General features: G+C 32.7%; 14 protein-coding genes and 1 tRNA gene. 12 read left to right on the top strand and 3 right to left on the bottom strand.

The window, feature by feature from the left end:
- Window positions 1-23 precede the first annotated feature (23 nt).
- Entirely contained in the window at window positions 24-641 is a 618-nt protein-coding gene (locus B6A10_RS06845; RefSeq protein ID WP_188220266.1) for a TetR/AcrR family transcriptional regulator, read from the bottom strand.
- Window positions 642-905: 264 nt separating this feature from the next.
- On the opposite strand from B6A10_RS06845, the gene B6A10_RS06840 reads away from it, so the two are divergent.
- The 11 genes from B6A10_RS06840 to B6A10_RS06790 all read left to right on the top strand — a co-directional run bounded on the left by B6A10_RS06840 (window position 906) and on the right by B6A10_RS06790 (window position 21,786).
- Window positions 906-1,661 carry a GDSL-type esterase/lipase family protein gene (locus B6A10_RS06840; RefSeq protein ID WP_055092540.1) on the top strand — a complete coding sequence of 252 codons (756 nt, stop codon included), beginning with the start codon at window positions 906-908 and terminating at the stop codon, window positions 1,659-1,661.
- Window positions 1,662-1,949: 288 nt separating this feature from the next.
- Complete coding sequence (locus B6A10_RS06835) at window positions 1,950-4,679, top strand: substrate-binding domain-containing protein (protein ID WP_188220265.1); 2,730 nt, start codon at window positions 1,950-1,952, stop codon at window positions 4,677-4,679.
- Window positions 4,680-4,857: 178 nt separating this feature from the next.
- Complete coding sequence (locus B6A10_RS06830; RefSeq protein ID WP_188220264.1) at window positions 4,858-7,395, top strand: GH32 C-terminal domain-containing protein; 2,538 nt, start codon at window positions 4,858-4,860, stop codon at window positions 7,393-7,395.
- Between the two features lie 532 nt (window positions 7,396-7,927).
- Entirely contained in the window at window positions 7,928-9,247 is a 1,320-nt protein-coding gene (locus tag B6A10_RS06825) for a sugar porter family MFS transporter (RefSeq protein ID WP_188220263.1), read from the top strand.
- 49 nt (window positions 9,248-9,296) lie between these two features.
- Complete coding sequence (locus B6A10_RS06820) at window positions 9,297-10,844, top strand: glycoside hydrolase family 32 protein (protein WP_238929369.1); 1,548 nt, start codon at window positions 9,297-9,299, stop codon at window positions 10,842-10,844.
- Between the two features lie 73 nt (window positions 10,845-10,917).
- Window positions 10,918-14,013: a SusC/RagA family TonB-linked outer membrane protein gene (locus B6A10_RS06815; protein WP_188220261.1), complete on the top strand. Its 3,096-nt coding sequence runs from the start codon at window positions 10,918-10,920 to the stop codon at window positions 14,011-14,013.
- A gap of 4 nt (window positions 14,014-14,017) precedes the next feature.
- Window positions 14,018-15,718 (top strand): RagB/SusD family nutrient uptake outer membrane protein, encoded by a 1,701-nt coding sequence (locus tag B6A10_RS06810; protein ID WP_188220260.1) that lies wholly within the window; start codon window positions 14,018-14,020, stop codon window positions 15,716-15,718.
- 46 nt (window positions 15,719-15,764) lie between these two features.
- The gene (locus tag B6A10_RS06805) at window positions 15,765-17,504 is read left to right on the top strand and encodes a DUF5018 domain-containing protein (RefSeq protein WP_188220259.1); all 1,740 of its coding nucleotides are present in this window, start codon (window positions 15,765-15,767) and stop codon (window positions 17,502-17,504) included.
- 10 nt (window positions 17,505-17,514) lie between these two features.
- A complete protein-coding gene (locus tag B6A10_RS06800; protein ID WP_188220258.1) occupies window positions 17,515-18,618 on the top strand; it encodes a DUF4960 domain-containing protein in 1,104 nt (367 codons plus the stop codon).
- A 59-nt stretch (window positions 18,619-18,677) separates the two neighbouring features.
- A complete protein-coding gene (locus tag B6A10_RS06795) occupies window positions 18,678-19,574 on the top strand; it encodes a carbohydrate kinase family protein (RefSeq protein WP_188220257.1) in 897 nt (298 codons plus the stop codon).
- A gap of 31 nt (window positions 19,575-19,605) precedes the next feature.
- The gene (locus B6A10_RS06790; protein ID WP_188220256.1) at window positions 19,606-21,786 is read left to right on the top strand and encodes a GH32 C-terminal domain-containing protein; all 2,181 of its coding nucleotides are present in this window, start codon (window positions 19,606-19,608) and stop codon (window positions 21,784-21,786) included.
- Window positions 21,787-22,146: 360 nt separating this feature from the next.
- Here B6A10_RS06790 and B6A10_RS06785 read toward each other — a convergent pair.
- A tRNA-Arg gene (locus B6A10_RS06785) sits at window positions 22,147-22,220 on the bottom strand.
- Between the two features lie 93 nt (window positions 22,221-22,313).
- Here B6A10_RS06785 and B6A10_RS06780 point away from each other — a divergent pair.
- Window positions 22,314-22,826, top strand: coding sequence for an adenine phosphoribosyltransferase (locus B6A10_RS06780; RefSeq protein WP_188220255.1), 513 nt, complete (start codon window positions 22,314-22,316; stop codon window positions 22,824-22,826).
- Here the strand turns inward: B6A10_RS06780 and B6A10_RS06775 are convergent.
- The gene (locus tag B6A10_RS06775; protein ID WP_188220254.1) at window positions 22,823-22,963 is read right to left on the bottom strand and encodes an SsrA-binding protein; all 141 of its coding nucleotides are present in this window, start codon (window positions 22,961-22,963) and stop codon (window positions 22,823-22,825) included. The two genes, B6A10_RS06780 and B6A10_RS06775, sit on opposite strands and share 4 nt — an antisense overlap.
- Window positions 22,964-23,024 lie beyond the last annotated feature (61 nt).

The following is a 23,024-nucleotide window of genomic DNA, read 5'->3' as shown; positions in this document are numbered from 1 at the left end:
TTCATTTTTTTGATCAAAAAAAATTACAGTTTTTCTATTATTTTTAAAAACTCATTGTAACCATCATATAAAATGGTATCAGGATTATTGAATTTTACTCCTTTAGTTCTTTGACGTATTTCTAAACAGCACATACCGTGTACTAAACTCCAAATCATAAAAGTTAATGGTTCTAATGTATGTCCTTTAAAATGTTCTTTTTGCATACATTGATGAACAGTTTCTTTTAAAGCACCAAAGGTTGTTGTACCTTCATTCCAATCTTCATTATCGCAGTTTGTCAGAAATTCAATAGGTGCTTTAAGGTTGAACATTAAATCATACATTTCCTGATTTTCCAATGCAAATTTGATGTAGATAAATCCCATTTTTCGGAGTCGTTCCATTGGATCTTCAATACTAAAAAGCTCTTTAAAATAACCTCCTAATTCCTGAAATCCGATAGAATGCAAATCATGTAAAATGGCATTTTTATCTTTAAAGTAAACATAAACAGTACCAACACTATAGTCAATTTCGTCTGCAATGTTTCTTATAGTTGTTTGCTCAATTCCTTTTTCTATAAAAAGTTTTTTTGCTCCTTTCAGAATAAGCATTTTTAACGCTTCTTTTTCTCTTGCTTTTCTGTCTGCTACACTCATAAGTAATAATTTCTTCTGCAAAGATATGTTTTATTTTTGAACAATGTTCATTTTTTAAAATTATTTTTTAAGTAATTGATTTTCATATCGAAATAGTTTTAATTTGGAGAATAGAAAAAACAAGAATTATATAAGAAAACATTCGTAATTTGGCTTTTTTACAGCTATTGACTCTCTTATTAAGAAAGTAGTTTGAAAATAGAACAGGACTTTTGGTCATTCTAAAAAATTACTATTTTGTTAAAATAGAATAAATTGAAAATCATGAAAAAAATATTTTTACCCTTATTTTTTATTGCATTAAGCAACGGTATTTTTGGACAATCTTTGTCGCTTCCCACAGAAAGTTTGGAAAAATTATATCCAAATCAAAAAATCGTAAGCCGTTATCATAACGACTGGACACAAAAATATTATCCAAAGCGTATTCAGGAGTTTAAAAAGGAGTCGCTGGAATTTGGAGAAATTGTTTTTATAGGAAATAGCATTACAGAAGGAGGGAAAGATTGGAGTGCGAAATTTGGAATAAATCATATCCGCAATCGCGGAATTGCCGGAGATCTTACCGATGGTGTATTGCAGCGTTTGGACGAAATTATTTATTTCAAACCCAAAGCCGTATTTATCCTTATTGGAATTAATGACCTCTTCAATCTTCATCACAATGAAGACAATCGTTCTTTGAAATATGATAAAATTGTTCCCTCTACCGGATATGTAGCCAAAAACATATTAAAGATTGCTAAAAAAATTCATCGTAAATCACCTGCTACAAAAATTTATGTGCGTACACTTTTGCCCAGTCGAAGAGAATATGTGAAAAAAGATATTGTTGAGGTAAACAAAATCATTAAAAAAAATGAGACTAAAGCTTATTACGAAGTTATTGATTTATATGCGCAATTTGTAGATACTAATGGAGAATTGATTAAGGAATTAACTAAAGACGGTGTGCATTTAAATGATGAAGGGTATGAGAAATGGATTAATTTTGAGAAATCAATAATTGAAGGATTGTGAGAAAAACAGAATGTATTTCTTAAAATTTGACAGCTGTTTTTTTGAATCGTTTGTGATTTCAATTAAAGATCTTATTAAAAACAAAAAACAGCATTCCTTACTAATTTAACCTAACAGACTGATGATATTCTTTTGAAGCTAATTTATATTTTTTATTGATTATGTAACATAACTAAAAGAATTGTATCATTATTAAAATACAATAAGTAACTTTAAAGGAATAATAAATATAAATTTGAAAATTCATTTTTAGTTCAAGAATAACTTTTAATTCAGCTTTAAATTAGTATGCTAACAAAAAGTAAACTATTACTCTTATTAGGTTTTATATTATTATTCTACTCCTGCAGTCATTATTCAGAAGATAAAGGGAAAATTTCTATTGGTTTTTCACAAAGTATTTCTGAAGACGATACTTGGAGAAAATCCATGGATAACACTATGAGGGTTGAAGCTTCTCTTCATCCGGAAGTTGACTTAACGATATACAATGCCAACAATAGCACTAAAAACCAAATTAGTGATATTGAAAAAATGATTAATAATCACTTAGATGTTATTATTGTTGCTCCCTATGGTTCTGATTCGATTGTTCCGGTATTAGAGAAAGCAAATCAAAAAGGGATTCCTGTAATTATAGTGGATAGAAAAGTAAACACTTCCAATTTCACCGCTTTTTTAGGAGCTGATAATGTTGAAGTAGGTCGAATAGCCGGAAAGTATATTGTTTCTATGTCTAAAGCCAGAGGAAATATTCTCGAAATTAAGGCTACAACAGATATTTCTCCGGGTGTGGAAAGAAGTTTAGGATTTAAACAAATTATAAATCAGTATCCTAATATCAGAAAAACCAGTATCACTGCTGAAAATTTAGCTTCTTTAAATGATAAGTTTAGTAATGTTTTAGATAGTTTACCCAATTTAGAATACGTTTTTGCATTTAATGATATTATTGCTCTTCAGGCATGGGAAGTAGCAAAACAAAAGGGGAAAGAAAAGAGTATCAAATTTATTGGAATTGACGGTCTTAACGGTCCGGATGGAGGTATTCAGGCTGTAAAAGAAGGTAAGTTAAAAGCAACTATTTTATATCCTACAGGAGGAAGTGAGGCCATTAGGTTAGCTATCAAAATTGCCAATAAGCAGGCTATTCCTAAAAATAACAAATTGGCAACGGTATTAATTGACTCATTAAATGCAGATATAATGAGCAACCAATTTGATAAGATAACGGAACAGCAAACCAATATAGAAACACAGTTAAATGTGATTGATAGTCAGGAAAAAAAATATATAACGCTCTATAATTTAATGAAATTATTAGGCTTTTTCTCTGTAATCATTTTTTGTTTAGCAATTTTTAGTACCTATTCAATTATTTCTATCAGAAAAAAGAAAAGACAATTAGAGATTACCAATAAAAAAATTCATAATCAAAGGAATCAAATTGAAAAATTTGCTGAAAAACTAAAAATCAGTAACGAAGGAAAAATTAATTTTTTCACAGGAATCTCTCATGAATTTAAAACACCGCTTACTTTAATTTTAAGTTGTGTAGAGTCTTTGAAAGAAGAATTTAAAACAAAAAACACGGATGTAAAAAGAGATTTAGACATCATGCATAATAATTCCATGCGATTATTACGCTTGATTAATCAATTGTTAGATTTTAGAAAAATTGAAAATAAAAAATTCAATATCAAAGTTTCTAAAACCAATCTAATGTTGTTTTCAAAGAATATTTTCAAAGAGTTTGAAAGAGAAGCCAGAAAAAGAAGAATCAATTATACGATTACAACAAATGATGAAAACATTGAAGTTTATCTGGATAAAAACTTAATGGACAAAGTATATTATAATTTGTTGTCCAATAGTTTTAAATTCACTCCCGATGGAGGAAATATTGAAATTATTATTCATAAAAACTTTGAAAAAAATACAGTCGAAATTAAGTTTAAAGATTCCGGGATAGGCATTCCTGAAAGTGAAATTAAAGAGATTTTTAATCCGTTTTTTAAAGGTTCCAATAATTATAAGAATGGTTCAGGTATAGGTTTAAATTTGTCTAAAAGTTTTATTGACTTGCATAATGGAACGATTGAAGTTAAATCGAATGTGGGAACCGAATTCATAGTTACTTTACCCTTAGGGACAGAACACCTGAACAAGAAACAAATTATTGATAATTATGAAGAAGATAATTTAAATGATAATTATGTTTTTGAAGAAGAGACAGAAGCTCAGGAAATAACCCAAGAATTATCAGAGAAGAAAAATACAATCTTAGTTATTGAGGACAATGTTGATCTTTTAGAATTCATTAGTTCTAAATTGAGTGTTGATTATAAGGTAATTAAATCTGATGGTTATAACGCTATTGAAAAAGCATTAGAAGTGATGCCTGATATTATTTTGTGTGATTTGAATTTGCCGGAAAAAAGTGGGTTTGAAATTTGTCAAACTTTAAAAATGAATGTGCTTACCTCTCATATTCCCACTATTATTTTAACCGCCTCCGATGATCAGGATACTTATATTAAATCTCTGGAGGCAGGAGCTGATTTGTTTTTAACCAAGCCTTTTAATCTTAAAGTTTTAAGAGAATCAATCAAAGGGTTGCTTTATAACAGAGAGAAATTACGCTATTATTATACTAATAATATTGACGAAATTGAGGTAGGTACTCTAGGTGTAATTGAGAAAGAGTTTTTAAATAAAATTAATATTTTGTTAGAGAAGAATCTTGATAATTCGACTTTTTCAGTGGAAGAGTTAGCAAGCTGTTTGAATATTTCAAGAGTTCAGCTGTATAGAAAAGTAAAAGCTGTTTTAGGAATAGGGATAAGTGATTATATCATCAATTTCAGACTTGAAAAATCTAAGGAATTATTAAAAACTACTTCATTAAATATTTCAGAAATAGCTTATTCCTGTGGTTTTGCTTCACCAAATTATTTTTCAACTTCTTTTAAAAATAAATATGCGGTAAGTCCTAAAGATTTTAGGAACGAAAAATAATAAGAATTTGATGTAACAAAATTATAAAGTATTCATTTTTCTTTTAGTTAAGTGTGGTATTGTTTTTATAAGTTACTGTAAATTAAATAATTATAATTTATTTTTTAAATTATAAACTCAGTAACAATACTTAAATAGGCAGATAGACTTCTTCATTATTTTTATTAAAAAAAATGATATGAAAAAGTATATTTTGGTTGTTACAACGGCTGCTTTAATTTTTAGTTGTAAATCGAAAAGAGACACAACCACAGATCCTCCTGTAACTCCCCCTGTAAATTCTACCAGCGAGTTACTCTTATTTAAATTTAATGAAAGTACAGGACAAACGCTTTCTGAAAGTAAAACTAATACCTCGTTTAGTATTAATGGACCGTCTGGTTCAGCCGAACGGATTAACGGTTTAGAAGGCAAAGCATTGCGAACTAACGGTTATTACGGATGGGCTACAGGAAAAGTAAATGTAACTTTTCCAAGCAATAAGGTTTGTATTAGCGGATGGGTAGCTCCGGCTGCATTTCCGGTTCAAAGAAAAGATTTAGATCAATTATCGGATAATACCAATGCTTCCATATTTTCCAATGTTAATCCATACAGTAATTCCGGGGCTGCTTTAGGAATTGATCAGTGGGGAAGGATAATTGGGCAATTTAAAGTAGGTACAGAAGTTATTCAAATTGTTTCCAATCAGCAAGTTCCTCTTAAAAAGTGGAGTTTTATTGCATTAAATATAAATTCATTGTCAGGAACAGCTTCTCTTTATCTTAATGGAAGTAAAATTAAAACGTTGACGTATGCGTTTGGTAATTTATTATGGGATAAAAACGCAACGGTTTACATAGGCAAAGAATCTAAAACTAAAACGGTTGCCGGTTTTGATACTAATGGACTGACAGGAGCTATTGATCAGGTAGCTTTATGGAATAAAGATTTGACAGATACTGAAATTTTAAATGAATATAATAAAATGACGCTTTCAGATCCGGATTTAAGAATTCCGCTTGCCGAGCGTTATGCGAATGATAATCACCGACCTAAATATCATTTGGTGCCTTCAGCAGCCTGGACAAATGAATCGCATGGATTAATGTATGTGGGGGGAAAATACCATATTTTTAGCCAACGTAATTATAATGGTCCTTATTTAGAACACATCAACTGGGGGCATTATGTAAGTAGCGATATGGTTTCCTGGGAAGAAAAAACGCAAGTTTTATGGCCACAACCAGGATTTGATGAAGTAGGGGTTTGGTCTGGACATGCTGTGGTTAAAAATGGTACTCCTTATATTTTTTATACAGGTGTAAACAAAGCAAGAGCAGCAATAGGATTAGCAACTTCAAATGCACCTTATGACAGCTGGACAAAAAATGGGAATCCAATTATTGCAGGCGTACCAACAACTATTGCCAATGCAGATTTTAGAGATCCTTTTGTTTTTCAAAATAATTTAGATTGGTACATGATGGTAGGAACCGGTTTAAGAAACGGAACAGCCAGAGGCGGATTGTTTTTATACAAATCTCTTTCTGATGATTTTAAACAATGGACACAACAAGGAACCATGATGGAAGGAAATCCAACTGTAGATGGAACGGGAGATTTTTGGGAAATGCCGGTTTATTATAATTTTGGTTCCAAATCAGTTTTGTTAGTGAATAAGTTACCGGAGGCAAATGCCTTGTATTGGACAGGAACATTTGATGGTTCTAAATTTATCAAAGACAATCCGGTACCTCAAAAATTAGAAGTTATAAATCATTTATTATCACCTTCCATTTGTCCTGATGCCAATGGCAAATTAACTGCCATTGGAATCATTCCGGATCATGTTTCATCCGAAAAAAACAAGCAACAAGGTTGGGCGCATGTGTTTAGTTTACCCAGAGTTTGGACTTTAGTTAATGGTAAAATTGTACAAGTGCCTCATCCTAACGTACTAAGTCTAAGAGGAACTTCCAAAAATTTCACTAATGTTTCTTTTAATCAAAGTAGTTCAAACGTCTTAAATGGTGCCAGCGGAACCCAATATGAAATTGTAGCAACAATCGATCCGGGGACAGCTACTAAAGTAGGTTTTTCGTTGATGTCTAATTTGAGTATTAATGAACAAACACTTGTTTATTATGATATGACTACCAAAAGTTTTGTTGTGGACAGAAGTAAATCTTCGATTTTGAACGATGTGCCTAAATCGATTCAAAGTTCAAATTATGAATTACCTGCAGGGGATATCAGGTGGAGAATTTTTGTAGATGCATCCGTAATAGAGGTGTTTGTAAATGAGGAATTAGCTTTTGCAACACGCTCTTTTCCTTCTGAAGGCAGTAATCAAATTGATTTATATGCTCAGGGAGGAACAGCAGTGGCTAAAGATTTAAAAATTTACAATATTCAAGGCGGAGGCACGGTATCAGTGGCTAAGTTTGATGATGCCAAGGAAGATATTCTGCATCCGGTAGTTTATCCTAATCCCTCTTCGAGTGATTTTAATTTTAAATTCAATACTGTTCAAAAAGATTTATATGTTGCGGCATATATATTTGATATTAATGGGTTTCCAATAAGAAAAATAGAAAAGCTGCTTAGCTCAGAAAATGATATTGTGAAATGGGATGGGATTACGGATAATGGAATGAAAGCCAGAGAAGGAGTTTATTTGATAAAAGGTTTTGTAGGAAACAAACTCTTCGATGCAAAAATTATTATCAATTAAAGTGTTTTGTTTTACGGTTAGAAACAGTTTTTTTAAAATTTTTAGTGTTTAATAACAGTTAAGTGTTTAGTAGAAGCGGATTATACAGGGTATAATCCGCTTTTTTTTGCAAATAAATTATTAATATATTTTTAGTGAAGCGCTTATTCATTTAAGCAAAGATTAAAGTTTTTTTTGATTTGAAATTAGGTCAAAACACGGTGAAATTATAGTTTTTTATAGTCGAAATAAAATGGTTTTGAGTGGAATTAGTCAGTAATTGTGTAAATATTTAAGTTTAAAAAAATAAAATCTTTAATTTTTATTAGAATAAATTATGGATATTGTTTTTAATTATTTTTTTATTGTTCGAATACTATATTTTTTGGTATCAAAATTAGAATTTTTATTTTTTAATTTTATTTTTTATTGGGTTAAGGTGTTGTAAACAAAGGGTTTGTGTTTTTGGAAACAAAAATGGAGAAATATGCAACAAATCAAAAATGCTTCCTGAGGTTTGATTTGGATATTTGGATAATTAAAATATCTGAATATGAATAAGAAAATATTTAAGTGGTCTATTATTGCATCCTTCGCAGGATTTTTATTTGGTTTTGATACCGTAGTTATATCGGGAGCAGATAAAACATTACAAGAGTTGTGGCATTCGAGTGATTTTTTTCATGGTTCTGTAGTAATGGCAATGGCATTATGGGGTACTGTTATAGGTGCTATTTTTGGGGGAATCCCAACGAATCAATTGGGTAGAAAGAAAACGCTGCTAATTATAGGAATTTTGTTTTCAATTTCTGCAGCAGGAACAGCATTGGCAAATAATCCATTTGTGTTTGCCTTTTTTAGATTTATCGGAGGATTGGGTATTGGAGTTTCAACAATTGCAGCACCAGCATACATTTCTGAAATTTCTCCGGCTAAGGATAGAGGAACTTTAGTGGGTTTATATCAATTTAATATTGTACTGGGAATTCTTTGTGCATTTTTATCTAATTATTTGTTGAGTGATGTAGGAGTTAATGCCTGGAGATGGATGCTGGGAGTTCAGGTTTTTCCATCGGTTTTATATTCGGTAATGGCATTTACAATTCCGGAAAGTCCAAGATGGCTGTTTACTAAAGATAAGGCAGATGAAGCCCGAATTATATTTGACAAAATTGGTTCTAAAGAAGATGTTCAGTCTATTATGGACGAATTGCAAAAGAATAGTTCTAATAGCGCTTCGCATGAAAATATTTTTATCAAAAAATACCGCTTCCAATTGATTTTGGTTTTTTTGATTGCCGCTTTTAATCAATTGTCAGGGATTAATGCCTTTTTATATTATGCACCCAGAATTTTTGAAGAAGCAGGATTAGGCGCAAAAACCGCCTTACTAAGCAGTATCGGTATTGGTTTTATAAATTTACTATTTACTCTTATCGGTGTCTATCTGATAGACAGATTGGGAAGAAAAAAACTTATGTTTTTTGGTTCGATAGGTTATATTTTCTCTCTTTCCATGGTAGCTGCTTCATTTTATTTAGGATGGACAGGAATGGCGGTACCCATTTTCCTTTTTGTTTTTATTGCAGCGCATGCCATTGGTCAGGGAGCAGTTATCTGGGTATTTATTTCTGAAATTTTCCCTAATCATTTAAGAGCTTCCGGACAATCTTTTGGTAGTTCCGTTCATTGGGTTTTAGCAGCAATTATTCCTTCTATGGTACCTATTCTTTTTACCAATTTCGGGGTAGGAAATGTGTTTCTGTTTTTTGCCATAATGATGGTGTTTCAATTGCTATTTGTGCTTTTTATGATGCCGGAAACTAAAGGGATCTCTTTAGAAGAAGTTAGTGAAGTGCTGGTTAACAAATAAAAGGATTAACATGAATACGAAAGAGTTTTTTAAGAAAATTTATTGCCTTATGTTTTCAATTGCTATGTTAAGTTGTAATACTGCGCAACTAAAAAAGGATTTGATACTTTCAAATGAGGAATTATATCGGCCTAATTTCCATTTTACTCCTAAAAGTGGATGGATGAACGACCCAAACGGTATGTTTTTTTACAAAGGATTATACCATTTATTTTATCAGTATTACCCGGATGATACCGTATGGGGTCCTATGCATTGGGGGCATGCAACAAGTAAAGACATGATAACCTGGAATGAGCAAAAAATAGCATTATATCCGGATGCTAAAGGTTATATATTTTCAGGTAGTGCTGTAGTTGATCGTAATAATACTTCGGGATTAGGCAGTTTGCAAAATCCTCCAATTGTAGCGATGTACACCAATCATGATGCTCAGAGCGAAAAAGATGGAAATATGGATTATCAAACGCAGGCAATTGCCTATTCGTTGGACGAAGGAATGACCTGGACAAAATACAGTAAAAATCCGGTAATTAAGAACCCAAATCTTAAACATTTCAGAGATCCAAAGATGATTTGGGATGAAATTCATAAGCAATGGATTGTAGTTATTGCGGCTGATATTGAAACTAAAATTTATCGTTCTTCTAATCTAATTGATTGGGAATTTGCTTCTGCTTTCGGAAAGGATTTAGGAGTTCATGGGGCACCTTGGGAATGTCCAGATTTTTTTCCGATAAAAGTAGAAGGAACTGATGAATTAAAATGGGTATTGCTACAAAGTATTAATCCCGGAGGACCTAATGGAGGATCTGCAACTCAATATTTTGTAGGTGATTTTGACGGTAAAACTTTTTCTGTTGACAATAGTTTTCTAAATGATTTGAAAGAGTTTCAGGCTTTGTGGATAGATTATGGAAAAGATAATTATGCCGGTGTAACCTGGTCCAATATTCCGGATAAAGATGGTCGAAAATTATTCATCGGCTGGATGAGTAATTGGCAATATGCCAGTAAAGTTCCAACTAAAGCATGGAGGAGTGCCATGACAATTCCAAGAGAGTTGAAGCTTATCAAAAATGAAGGTCATTACAGAATAGTTTCTTTGCCGGTAAAAGAATTGGATAAGTATATTTCTAAAACACTTCAAAAAGATAAGATTGTTGTAAATGAAAATCAGATTATTGTAGATAATTCTACTGTGGATATGTCTAAACTGGATATTAGTTTTACAGTTACGGATATTAAAGCGAATGGTAATTATGATTTCGTTCTTTCTAATAATCAGAATAATGCACTGCATTTTGGAATTAATAAAAAAGAAAATAGCTTCTATATTGACAGAAAAAAAGTCAGTCAGCATTCCTTTTCCGATGACTTTGCAAAGAAAATTTCTACGGCACCCATAACTACTGATTTCTCTTCCATTCAAGTGAGATTAATTATTGATAAAACCTCCATTGAAATATTTTACGATAATGGAACAACAGTAATGACTGAAATATTTTTTCCGGATTTTCCAATGGAATCGCTTTCGGTTGTTAAAACAAATTCAATTTTTGAACTAAACAATGTAATCATAAACCAATTTAAGTAATGAATAAAAACAAGCAAACTAAAAACAACTAAAAAGCAAATCAAATTAACTAAAAACCAAAACAATTAAAAGTATGAAAATCAGGTATTTTAAAACCAAGAAAAGTATAATCACTTTGTGTTTATTTTTCTTTGGGCTTCTTGTTTCAGCGCAACAATCCCAAATAAGCGGGACGGTTTTAGCTGATGATGGTCAACCTTTACCCGGAGCAACTGTTCTTGTAAAGGAAACATCCAAAAGTGTGGTGACTGACTTTGATGGGAAGTTTCAAATAAAAGCCAATGAAGGACAGACACTTGTTGTCTCTTTTATTGGATTTACTGACAATAAAATTGTTATTAGCTCTAAAAAAAGTTATACAATAACTTTAAAATCTACTTCAAATGATCTTAATGAAGTGGTAGTTACAGGATATTCAAAAGAAAAGAAGAAAGACATCACAGGTGCGGTTTCTATTGTTGCTGTAGCCGATTTAGATAAGGTAGCAACACCTAATGTGATTAGTAAATTACAATCCAGAGTTCCAGGTTTAACATTTACATCCTCCGGAGTTCCCGGTGGAAATGATACCCAAATATCGATTAGAGGTCTTACTTCGGTATTTGGTGGAACAGGACCATTATGGGTTATTGATGGAGTTCAAACGAATTCGCCGGCAGGGTTAAATCCAAATGATATAGAAAGTATTCAGGTTTTGAAAGATGCTGCTTCAGCCGGTATTTATGGTACCGAAGCTGCCAAAGGAGTTATTATTGTAACTACTAAACAAGCCAAAGCCGGTGTACAAAAAATAACTCTTGATAGCCGTTTTACCATTAATAAAATAAGAGATAACTTCAATGTGTTAAGTGCTCAGGAATGGTTGGACGTTAGATATAAAGCGCAGGGAAATGTGCCGGTTGCAGCAGGAAATTTTGCTTATTCACCGGGAAATCCGCTTCCTGAATTTTTAGATGATAATCAAAATTTAAGATTATCAAATACCAATTGGGTTGATGTAATTTCGAGAAATTCTATTTCTACAACTACTGATTTTGGGTATTCGTTTGCTAATAATAAATGGAAAATATTTACTGGTTTAGGATATGCCAAAGATGATGGTGTAATTAGATACACTTATTATGAAAGAGCTAATTTCAGATTAAATTCAAGTGTTAAATTGTTTAAAGACAAATTGACTATTGGTGAAAACTTAACGGTTGTAAATTTTCAGGAAGTGAAAGGGAATTCGATGGAAGATGCATTATTGCAAAATCCTTTAATTCCTGTTTACGGTGAAGATGGAACCTGGGGTGGACCTACTGGTAGCGGTTTACAGGATAAATGGAATCCGTTGGCTATTTTGTATATTAATAAAGATAATGTACAAAAAACATGGAGATCTTTTGGTAATGTGTATGCGGATTTGAATATAGTGAATGGTTTAACTTTTAGTTCAAAATTAAACTTCGATATCAACAGATACAAGTATGATGAACATACAGCAGCTTTCAATCAAAACGGAAGTATTTTAGGAAATAGAGTATTGATAGGAGGAGAGGAGTTTGCTAGATATGCCAGAAATAGAAATAATTCGGATACATTTATTTTGACCAATTTGATAAATTATTCTGCAAAATTTGGGGAACATTCTCTAAATGCCTTTGTAGGTCATGAAGTTTACAAAAAAGATCAGGAAAACGACTATAATCGTCTTCAGGTTCCATATGGGACTAAAGTAGATTTTGAAAATTACAAGCAATACGACATTATTGCCGACTCTAGTATTCTGGATGCCTATGGTATAGGTCCCGATAGCAGAAGAGAATCAATGTTTGCAAAAGTTAATTATGATTTTGCAAGTAAATATTATATGTCAGCCAGTGTTCGTCGAGATGGTTCTTCGCGTTTTGGTAAAAATAATCGTTATGCTGTTTTCCCAACTGCTTCTGCCGGTTGGACATTAAGCAATGAAAAGTTCTTAGAAAATTCATCGTTTATTGATAATATGAAATTAAGAGCTTCTTGGGGAGGAAATGGTAATGCCGATATTTTAGAGTATGCCCAATATTCTATTTTTAATAATGCACTGGAAAATAGTAATTATGATTTGAATGGAAGTGGTAGCGGACCTATTAGTACAGGTGTTTCGGCAAATCAGGTTGGTAATCCAAATCTGAAATGGGAGCAATCTTATCAAACAAACCTAGGTTTGGATTTAGATCTTTTTAATAAGCGACTCAATTTTGTAGTTGACGTCTATGAAAAGAAAACTTCTGATTTGTTATTGCAAATAGTACAGCCTAGTGTTTTAGGTGAAGCCGGAAAAACTTTATTCTTCAATGCCGGTGATATGACGAACCGCGGAATTGATATGGTGTTAGGCTACAATTCAAAATCTCAAAATGATTTTAAATACGGTGCTACAGTAACATTTTCCAGATATAAAAACAAAATCACAAGATTAAATAATTCGGATAATTTTATTTTAAATGGTATTTCATACACAGGAATTGGTCATCCTATCGGTTCTTATTATGGCTATGTTGCTGATGGAATTTTTAGAACTCCGGAAGAAGTGGCGGTACATGCTGAGCAAACAGGAAAGGCGCTTGGTAACATCAGATATAGAGATTTAAATGGTGATGGGGTAATCAATCAGGATGACAGAACTATTATTGGAAATCCACATCCAGATTTTACTTATGGGATAAATTTATCAGCCAGTTACAAACAATGGGATTTGAATTTATTCTTTGATGGTGTTCAAGGAAATGATATGTACAATGCCCAGAGAGAGATGTTAGATTTTGCCTACTTCGGATTTAATCATGGTAAGAATACTCTTGATGCGTGGTCACCGGAGAATGCTAATTCAAATATTCCAGCATTAAGTACGACAGATACCAATGATCAAAAAAGAGCATCAACCTATTTCATTGAAGACGGTTCTTTTTTCCGATTGAAGAATATCAATCTAGCTTATAATTTCAATCAAACAAAAATAAAATCGATTGGATTATCCTCTGCGAAAGTTTATTTACAGGCAGAAAATATTTTTACAATTACCCCATTCTCTGGATTTGATTATGAAGTGCCTGGATTGAGCAGAACAGGTATTGGTATTGCTGGTATGGGAGTTTATCCGCATACTAAAACATTCAGTTTTGGATTTAACTTACAATTTTAAGAAGATGAAAAAAATAAAAATTTATATAGCAATTGTCGGGCTTTCACTTGGTGTAGGCTCCTGTCAGGCAGATTTTTTAGATGTAGCTCCGGAAAATGTTATTTCCGAGAATAATCTAGACCTAGAACAATTAGTTGTAAGTGCTTATAGTACTTTAGATTACCGATTTAATACAGGGGAATTTAGAGATAACTGGCCATTTGACCATGCTCCTTCAAACTGGTGTTTTTCTGATATTAGAAGCGGAGATTCTTATAAAGGAGGAGGAGGTGTAGGGGATAATCCTGGAGGAGGAATGCACGGCCTTGAAATCCAGCAGGTATTTTCTTCTTCCGAAAATGTGTATAACCTTTGGAGAGCACTTTATTTTTCAATAAACAGAGTAAATAGTGCTATTATAGCATTAAAAAACAATTCTGATTTTGAAAATAAAGACCTAAGAATTGCCGAAATGAAAGTGTTGCGAGCTCACTTTTATTTTGAGTTAATGAAAAATTTCGGCTCATTTGCTTATATCGATGAAAATACGCCAATCGATAAAGTTACTAGTGTCGAAAATTCGTTTGATACTGCATTTTTGTGGGGAAAAATTGAGAAAGATTTAACAGATGCAATTCCGGTATTACCACCTACACAAACGGAGTTAGGTCGTGTAAATAAATTGGTTGCTTATGCTTTTTTAGCAAAAGCCAATTTGTTTCAAAAAAAATGGGATCAGGTAATTATAAATGCTGACAAGGTTATCGAAGGGCCTTATAGTTTAGTGAGTGATTTAGAAAAATTATATTCCTTTCCAGGCTATGGTAATCCGGAAAATGTATTTGCAATTCAATATTCTGTTAATGACGGATCAGAATTTGGAAATTTAAATTTTGGAGATTTAATTAATTCTCCTGATTCTCCATCAGATGACCCTAATCATCCTTACTTAAACGGAGACGATTTTGATAAACCAACTCAAAATATCGTAAATGCGTTCAAAGTGGATAATGTGGGTTTACCATTATTAGATTCATATAATAATTCAGATTTAGCTCCTACAGATGTAACAACTGCAGTAGATCCTAGACTAGATCATTCTATAGGTCGCCCTGGAATCACTTGGAAAAAATGGCAAGGGATGCCACAACAAACCAATTGGAGCAGAGACCCAGCTACCTATGGCTTATATCTAAGAAAGAAAAACCAGATAGATCCTTACTCTGATTTGAGAGCTTCCGGAGGTTTCCCTTGGGCAAAAGGAGCTTTAGATTGGCCAATAATAAAAATAAGTGATGTAATGCTATGGAAAGCCGAAGCTTCAATTGAATTGAATGATATTGAAACAGGAATGACGATTATCAATCAAATTCGAAACAGAGCTAAGAATGCACCATATGTATATGATTTTAATAATCATGCCAATAATGCGGCAAATTATTCCATTGGTTTATATCCTACCACAGGAATATCTAAAGCCTATGCTACTAAAGCTTTGCGAATGGAAAGAAGATTAGAGCTTCATAATGAGGGACATCATTTTTATGATTTAGTACGATGGGGCATAGCTTCAAGCTGGATAAATGATTATATGCTTAAGGAAAGTGCTAAACGCAAATATTATAGTGGAGCGTCGTTTACAGAAGGCAGAGATGAATACCTGCCAATTCCACAAATCGAGATAGATGCCTCTGGTGGTGTGTATAAACAAAGAACAGGCTATTAAAAACCACATTAATAAATTATTTGTTATTAAACTAAAAGAAAATAATATGAAAAATATATCCAAAATGATTAAAATGATTCCTTTATTGTTTTTGGGAATTGCATGTGTCTTGTTTACGACTGTTAGTTGTGAAGACAATATTAAATTCAATGATAATATTCCTGATTATACCTATTCCATAATCAGAGATTTTAAAGTTAACGGTCAATCTGCCAATATAAGTCATACCAATGCAGTTATTACTTTTACGCTGCCAGCAGGAACAGATTTAACTGCAGTGCCTGTTGAAATGAGTTTGCCTGATGGTGCAACTGTGGAACCTGCATCTGGAAGTGTAGTTGATTTTTCTGGAGGGCCGGTGATATTTACAATTACAAATAATGGTATTTCCAGAGAATATACAGCAAATGTGGCTGCTTATGGAGATCCAAAAATGTTGTCATTCTCCATTGGAACAAATGTAGGTGTTATCGATGAAGACAAAGGAACTATTGATGTGACTGTAGGTAGTACTGAAGATATTAAAAAATTAGTACCTAGTTACATTATTCCAAGAGGAACGACATCTACACCTCAATCAGGTATAGCTCAGGATTTTACCAATCCGGTTAAATACACAATTGTTTCTAATGATGGATTTACAGGGAAAAGTTATTATGTGAAAGTAAAACAATTACCAGCTCCATTTGTTACAAGTTTTAAAACAGGAACAGATATTTGCAGTGTTACCGGAATTGTAGATAATGATGCATCAACTATTATTATGGATTTCCCTTCCGGATCAAATTTATCAACGATAACACCGATTATTACAGTTACAGAGGGATCGACAATTTCTCCTAATACAGCTGTGGTTCAAAACTTCGCTAACGGACCAATAAATTATACGGTTACAAACGTTGAGGGATTAACTAAAACTTATGCAGTTACGGCTAGAATTATCAACTCAACAAAAAAGATTGCCTTTATTAGTGGTGCCAGTTGTGTTGAAAGTATCAGCGAACCAGATACTAAGGCAGCGGCATTATGGTTGAAACAAAATTATGCCGAAGACTTTGTATATATACAAGCTAGTAATTTGACTGCGCAATCTTTGGCTAGTACTAAAGTCGTGTTATTGTATTGGGATAATGTAGGAACTCAAAATATGCCAGACACTCCATCAGGAATAACTTCAGCTCAGATTAACATTATCAATGATTACTATAAAGCAGGTGGAGGATTAATTGTAGAAGGTTTCGGAATCAACCTTTTGGATGAAATTGGTCGTATTAAAATAGGAAGTACTGTTTTTGTCAATAATGGAGGAAATACAGGAGTTGTAGGTGGACAAAATCTGGATGCCTGGGGATTAAGAGGTACATATTCTGCACCTTCACCAAGTGCTTCTGCCAACCATCCTTTATTAGTCGGTTTAACTAAAGGGACGACAGATTATTATCCAATGAACAATGCTAAATATAAAGAAGATAGAAATTTTGGAATTGATTTTGGGCCTTATGATAGTGCATTTACAAAATCGCAATGTTCAGAAGACAGAGCTTTAGAATTTGAAGCTGCTACAAACAGTGTTTTGATAAGATGGTATGAGTGGTTAGATGCCAGAGGATGTGGAATCGGTTTGGCGGAGTTCAAGCCACAAGGAGTTTACCAAGGAACCATGATTGTTAATACAGGAGGTTGGTTAGAATGGAGTATGGCTGATAATAATGGAGCAGTGAATGATTTCCAAAGTAATATTTATCGTTTACATAAAAATGCAATTGAATATTTATTAAGTAAATAATAGACTAATTATGAAAAAAATATTTATAAAATCATTAATGATTGTAACCCTGTTTCTAGGGTTGCAATCATGTGATGAACGAGAAAATTATACAGATGGACCTAAGGTTTTAGATATTGTTTCTGCAGTGCAACTTAATGGTAAAGATGCAGAAGTAAATCATCTAAAGGGAAGTATTACAGTAAGTTTAGCTGGTGATACCGATTTAAGTAATGTGGCATTTGATGCTGTTTTTCCAAATGGAGTGACCGTTATGCCTGAAACAGGTACAACTCTGGATTTGTCAAGTCCTGTAGATTTAGCTGTTAGTAATGGAGTTACGACAAGACATTATTTGATTTCAGCTAAATTATTACCGTCAAAAATTGCATTTTTAGGGGATGGAGCAACTCTTAATGATATTTCAGATGATGATGTTAAAGAGGCTGGACTTTGGACACAACAAGTTTATGGTGATAAATTTATATATCTCCCATATAATCAGTTGACTGAAGGATCATTGGATGGCGTTAATGTATTGTTTTATATGTATGATAACGTAGGTTCTACTGCGCAACCTGCCGCTCTTTTGGAACATCTTAATGTGATTTCTAAATTCTTTGTTCAGGGAGGTAAAATTGTTGCTGGAGGGCATGGTACTGGTCTTGTTGAAGAATTAGGTAGAGATACTTCGGGGCTTCGAAATATTTTGGGCTCAGGTACAGGAGGAGCAAATCCGGATACTTGGGGTGTAGGTTTTGCAAATTCAGAATTAGGGAATATTATCTCTCAAGGTTGTCAATTTTATGCAAATAGAATGGTTTATGTTATTAATTCAGGTTATAAAGAAGACCATAATGCACTTTGGAATTTAGGTTCTTTGGATGATCCAAAATTTGTAAGTTTTACAAACCTTTATGATGCTGAGGTAATTGGAGCATGGGATTGGGCCGTTGACGGACAAGGATTTGGAGGAATTGTATATTGGAAACCTAGTGGTAGATTTATGGGACATATTATCGCATTAGGAATTGGTGGAATGGAATGGCACATGAATGATAATAGAGTAAATCCGTATGCAAATAATGTAAGAACGATTTACAAAAATTCAATTGATTATTTAGGCTCTAAATAGTAGTTTGGTTAACTAGTGGTTTTATTGGGCAGGGTTTACCTGCCCTTTAATTTAAAATTATGGAAAAAAGATATAAATTAAGTGTAGTTTGTTTTGGGGAAATTTTGTGGGATGTTTTTCCAACACATAAAAAAATTGGAGGGGCTCCTTTAAATGTTGCTTTAAGGATGAGATCTTTAGGGGTTAATTCTTCTATTATCAGTAAAATTGGGAATGATGAAAACGGTAAAGAAATAGTTCAATATATTCAGAATCATAATATTAGTTCTGAATTAATTCAGGAAGATTCAGAGTATAAAACAGGTGTTGTTCACGTAATGATTAATGAAAAAGGGAATGCTTCTTATGATATCCATTATCCATCGGCTTGGGATAAAATCGCGATTAATGAAAAAATGTTACAGCAGGTTAGTGCGGCTGATGCTTTTGTTTTTGGTAGTTTAATTTGCAGAGATGAAATTTCAAGAGCGAGTTTGTTTGCTCTTTTAGATAAGGCAAAATATAAAATTTTAGATGCAAATTTAAGAGCGCCATATTACATAACTGATGTGTTAATTGAATTAATGAATAAAGCCGATTTTATTAAGTTAAATGATGAAGAGTTATTTGAAATAAGTAAAAAAATGGATTCTCCTTATAATTCTTTTGAACAGAATATTAAGTTCATAGCTGAAAAAACCAATACAGCTCAAATTTGTGTAACTAAAGGGGCTTTTGGAGCGGTTCTCTTTTGCAATGGGAAATTTTATTATAATAGTGGTTATTTTGTAAATGTTGTGGATACGGTAGGAGCAGGAGATTCTTTTTTGGCAACATTAATTATCCGTTTACTCAGAGGGAAATCTCCTCAAAAATCGTTGAATTATGCCTGCGCAATTGGTGCTTTAGTAGCGGCCAGCGAAGGAGCAAATCCTAAAATATCTGAAAAAGAGATTAAGAAATTCATGATGATTTAATGTTTTGTTTTCAAAATTAAACCTGACAAAAATGATAAGAATAGTAACTGTTTTGTTAATTCAAATTTTGCTTGTTTCCTGTACTAAAGAATCAAAACCTCTTTACCAATGGTCTTTTAATACTAATAAACTAAAATCAACCATTGAAAAAAATACAAAAACGGTTTATAAAATCCATAGTAATTTTGAGACTCCGGAATTTGTAAATGGGATTGAAGGTTCCGGTTTACGTTTTGATGGTTATTCAACAGCTGTTACTGGAAATCTTCCACAGCCTTTAAATACCCCCAGCACAATCAGCGCATGGGTAGCTTTAGAAACCTATCCCAACGACGTTGCCAGTTTTTTTTCACTTATAGAAGAAAATAATAATCAAAATTGGATTTCAGCTGGATTAAATCAATTTGGTAAAGCAGTAATAACTGTATTCATTAAAGGAAATGAAAAACATTATTTTTCAAAACAAATTTTTCCAAAATTTAAGTGGTTCAATGTATCTATGACTATAAATGAGGATAAGCTGCAATTGTTTATGAATGGGGTTAATTGTCTAAATGTTTTAGTAAGTGATTTGAATAGTCAGACAAGATTTAAAGAATTGACAGTTGGAGCCAATCCAAAAGAAAAATATTTAGATAATGTTTATCCTTTAACCCATATTAACGGTATTATAGATGAGGTTAAAATATGGAATACATCTTTAGAAGCTAACTATTTTAAAGACTTTGAAATTGCTGATAGAACGAATGAGAAAGTGGTATTAGCAATTCCTAAGTCCCGATTTAGAAAGGATTTCAATCGTCCAAAATACCATTTACTCCCCGCAGCAAATTGGACAAATGAAACACATGGTTTGGTATATTACAAAGGCAAATACCATATTTTTAATCAAAAGAATGGTGCAAATGTATTTTTAGGTCAAATAAATTGGGGACATTTTAGCAGTCCGGATTTAGTACAGTGGACCGAGCACAAACCAGCCTTATCTCCTGAGGAAGCTTATGATCAAATTGGTATTTGGTCAGGACATGTTGTTAAAGATGACCAAGGAATCCCGTTGATTGTTTATACAGGTGGAAATGAAAAAGTAAACGGAATGTGTCTTGCTTTTCCGGAGGATGATAATTTAATCAATTGGAAAAAGTTTAAAGGAAATCCGGTTGTAAAAGGACCACCAAAACAATACAGCCGTACCGATTTAAGGGATCCCTATATTTGGAAAGAAAAACAGTACTGGTACATGACAGTAGGTTATGGGATAGTGGAAAATGGAGTTCAAAAAGGGGCTTTACTATTATATAAATCAACAGATTTAAAAAAATGGACGTATTTACATCTTTTGTTTAAAGGGAATCCAAAAGTTGACGATTCAGGTATTTTTTGGGAAATGCCTGTTTTTTGGAAAATGAAAGATAAATGTGTATTGGCAGTTAATCCTACACCGCATGACGGTAAACCGGCAATAAATTTATATTGGACTGGTGATTTTGTAAACGAAAAATTTGTTCCTGATACTAAGTTACCTAAAAAGTTAGAAGTAATAAACCGGTTACTTTCCCCTTCAGTTGCTTTCGATAAAGATAGTAATACCACTGCAATTGCAATTATTCCGGATTTAATTCCAAGTGAATTGCATTTACAACACGGTTGGGCGCATTTGTATAGTATTCCTAGAATTTGGAATTTGAAAAATGGTGAAATTTACCAAACACCACATCCGGCCTTAATTAAATTGAGGGATTCTTTAAAAACCTTTGAAAAAGTAAGTGTTAATGAGTCTGCTAATTTTAAAATTGGTAGAGGTCATCAAGTTGAAATAATTGCTGAAATTTTACCAAAACAATCAAGTAAATTTGGATTCTATATTGGTAAAAATCAAAAAAATGGAGAAGCAACAAAATTATGTTTTGATTTAAAAAAGAATCAATTAGTAATAGATCAATCTAAATCAAGTCAAACTGAATTAGTTCCTAAAAGAATTGAAACAGGAGAAATGAATCTTAAAAATAGTAAAAGGATAAAGATCCATTTGTTTATTGATGGTTCAGTGATTGAAGGATTTATCAATGATAAAGAAGCCTTTACAACGAGAATTTTTCCGAAATATTTTAATAGTAATGAAGTTGAGTTTTTTTCAGAGAATGAATCAATCGTAATAAATAAATTGAATTTTTGGCATCTAAAAGCAAGTAATAATTTGACTGATTTTTAAAGTGGTGGTTGCAGAATTAATCCGTTGAATTTAAACACTCTATGATTTTAAACTGATCGTTTTTTGAGTAAAAAAGAGAATTTTACTTAAAAACAGAGATTCAGTAAATGATAAGATTTCGTATTGTTGGGATGAAAAACAAGGTGATGTTTATGTAAAATTAGTAGATATAGGGTTGAATTATCAAATAGGAATTGAGTTAGTAAAATAGAATTCTTCTATGGGTGAATGGTTTGAATCCTGTTGTGTCACCCTGGCAGGACTTCCAAATTACTTGATTTCGTATGTTTAAACTTATAAAAAAGAAGAGGAAGTTATAAAAAAAAGCTCATTTCAAAAGAAATGAGCTTTTTATTTTTGTGACCTCGACAGGATTCAAACCTGTAACCTTCTGAGCCGTAATCAGATGCGCTATTCAGTTGCGCCACGAGGCCGTTTGCAGTTGCTTTGTAAAGCGTGATTGCGGGTGCAAATATAGGGATAAATGTGTAACTTGCAAGCATAAATTTCAATAAATACTAAAAAAAATGAGCTTAGAAAATTATATTCGTGATATTCAGGACTTTCCAAAAGAAGGAATTTTGTTTAAAGATATTACGCCGCTGTTAAATAATGCCGAAGCAACTCAGGAATGTCTTCAAATTTTGGTAAAATCATTAAACGGACACCAAATTAATAAGGTGGTAGGAGCGGAAAGCAGAGGTTTTTTATTCGGAATGTTGTTAGCGCAGGAATTAAATGCCGGTTTTGTTCCAGTGCGAAAGCCCAAAAAACTGCCTTATGAAACGGTTTCGGTAACTTATGATTTAGAATATGGCACAGATACTTTAGAAATCCATAAAGACGCTATCCAAAAAGGAGATAAGGTTTTAATTCACGATGATGTGCTGGCAACTGGAGGAACAGCCAAGGCGGTTTGCGAATTGGTTGAAAAATTAGGAGGCGAAATTGTGCAATTGAATTTCCTGATGGAACTGAAATTCCTGAACGGCAGGGAAAAATTGAATGGTTATGATATTTTTGCTGTACTCACGTATTAGTCCACTGCTCTTGAAGTTACATAATAGCGGTACGCAATAATGGCCAATTGCCATTTCTTGGCTTTCGCCAAATCCAATCCCTGTTTTGTAAAACTGGGTAATAGCAGCTTGTTGATTTTGGCTAAAATTTTGAACATATATTTTCTTTTAAAGATACAAAAAAGACGGTTTCGTGATGAACCGTCCTTTTTTATGAAA

Origin of the sequence: Flavobacterium pokkalii (genome assembly GCF_014596575.1) — a bacterium.
Taxonomy (GTDB): Bacteria; Bacteroidota; Bacteroidia; order Flavobacteriales; family Flavobacteriaceae; genus Flavobacterium; species Flavobacterium pokkalii.
This window is presented reverse-complemented; position numbering and strand designations above follow the sequence as displayed.

What these genes read in the sequence shown, in the direction of transcription:
- B6A10_RS06780 (WP_188220255.1), top strand. Translation starts at nt 22,314, where the DNA reads ATGAGCTTAGAAAATTATATTCGTGATATTCAGGACTTTCCAAAAGAA.
- B6A10_RS06800 (WP_188220258.1), top strand. Translation starts at nt 17,515, where the DNA reads ATGAAAAAAATATTTATAAAATCATTAATGATTGTAACCCTGTTTCTA.
- B6A10_RS06825 (WP_188220263.1), top strand. Translation starts at nt 7,928, where the DNA reads ATGAATAAGAAAATATTTAAGTGGTCTATTATTGCATCCTTCGCAGGA.
- B6A10_RS06845 (WP_188220266.1), bottom strand. Translation starts at nt 641, where the DNA reads ATGAGTGTAGCAGACAGAAAAGCAAGAGAAAAAGAAGCGTTAAAAATG.
- B6A10_RS06810 (WP_188220260.1), top strand. Translation starts at nt 14,018, where the DNA reads ATGAAAAAAATAAAAATTTATATAGCAATTGTCGGGCTTTCACTTGGT.
- B6A10_RS06815 (WP_188220261.1), top strand. Translation starts at nt 10,918, where the DNA reads ATGAAAATCAGGTATTTTAAAACCAAGAAAAGTATAATCACTTTGTGT.
- B6A10_RS06820 (WP_238929369.1), top strand. Translation starts at nt 9,297, where the DNA reads ATGTTTTCAATTGCTATGTTAAGTTGTAATACTGCGCAACTAAAAAAG.
- B6A10_RS06775 (WP_188220254.1), bottom strand. Translation starts at nt 22,963, where the DNA reads ATGTTCAAAATTTTAGCCAAAATCAACAAGCTGCTATTACCCAGTTTT.
- B6A10_RS06790 (WP_188220256.1), top strand. Translation starts at nt 19,606, where the DNA reads ATGATAAGAATAGTAACTGTTTTGTTAATTCAAATTTTGCTTGTTTCC.
- B6A10_RS06840 (WP_055092540.1), top strand. Translation starts at nt 906, where the DNA reads ATGAAAAAAATATTTTTACCCTTATTTTTTATTGCATTAAGCAACGGT.
- B6A10_RS06835 (WP_188220265.1), top strand. Translation starts at nt 1,950, where the DNA reads ATGCTAACAAAAAGTAAACTATTACTCTTATTAGGTTTTATATTATTA.
- B6A10_RS06795 (WP_188220257.1), top strand. Translation starts at nt 18,678, where the DNA reads ATGGAAAAAAGATATAAATTAAGTGTAGTTTGTTTTGGGGAAATTTTG.
- B6A10_RS06805 (WP_188220259.1), top strand. Translation starts at nt 15,765, where the DNA reads ATGAAAAATATATCCAAAATGATTAAAATGATTCCTTTATTGTTTTTG.
- B6A10_RS06830 (WP_188220264.1), top strand. Translation starts at nt 4,858, where the DNA reads ATGAAAAAGTATATTTTGGTTGTTACAACGGCTGCTTTAATTTTTAGT.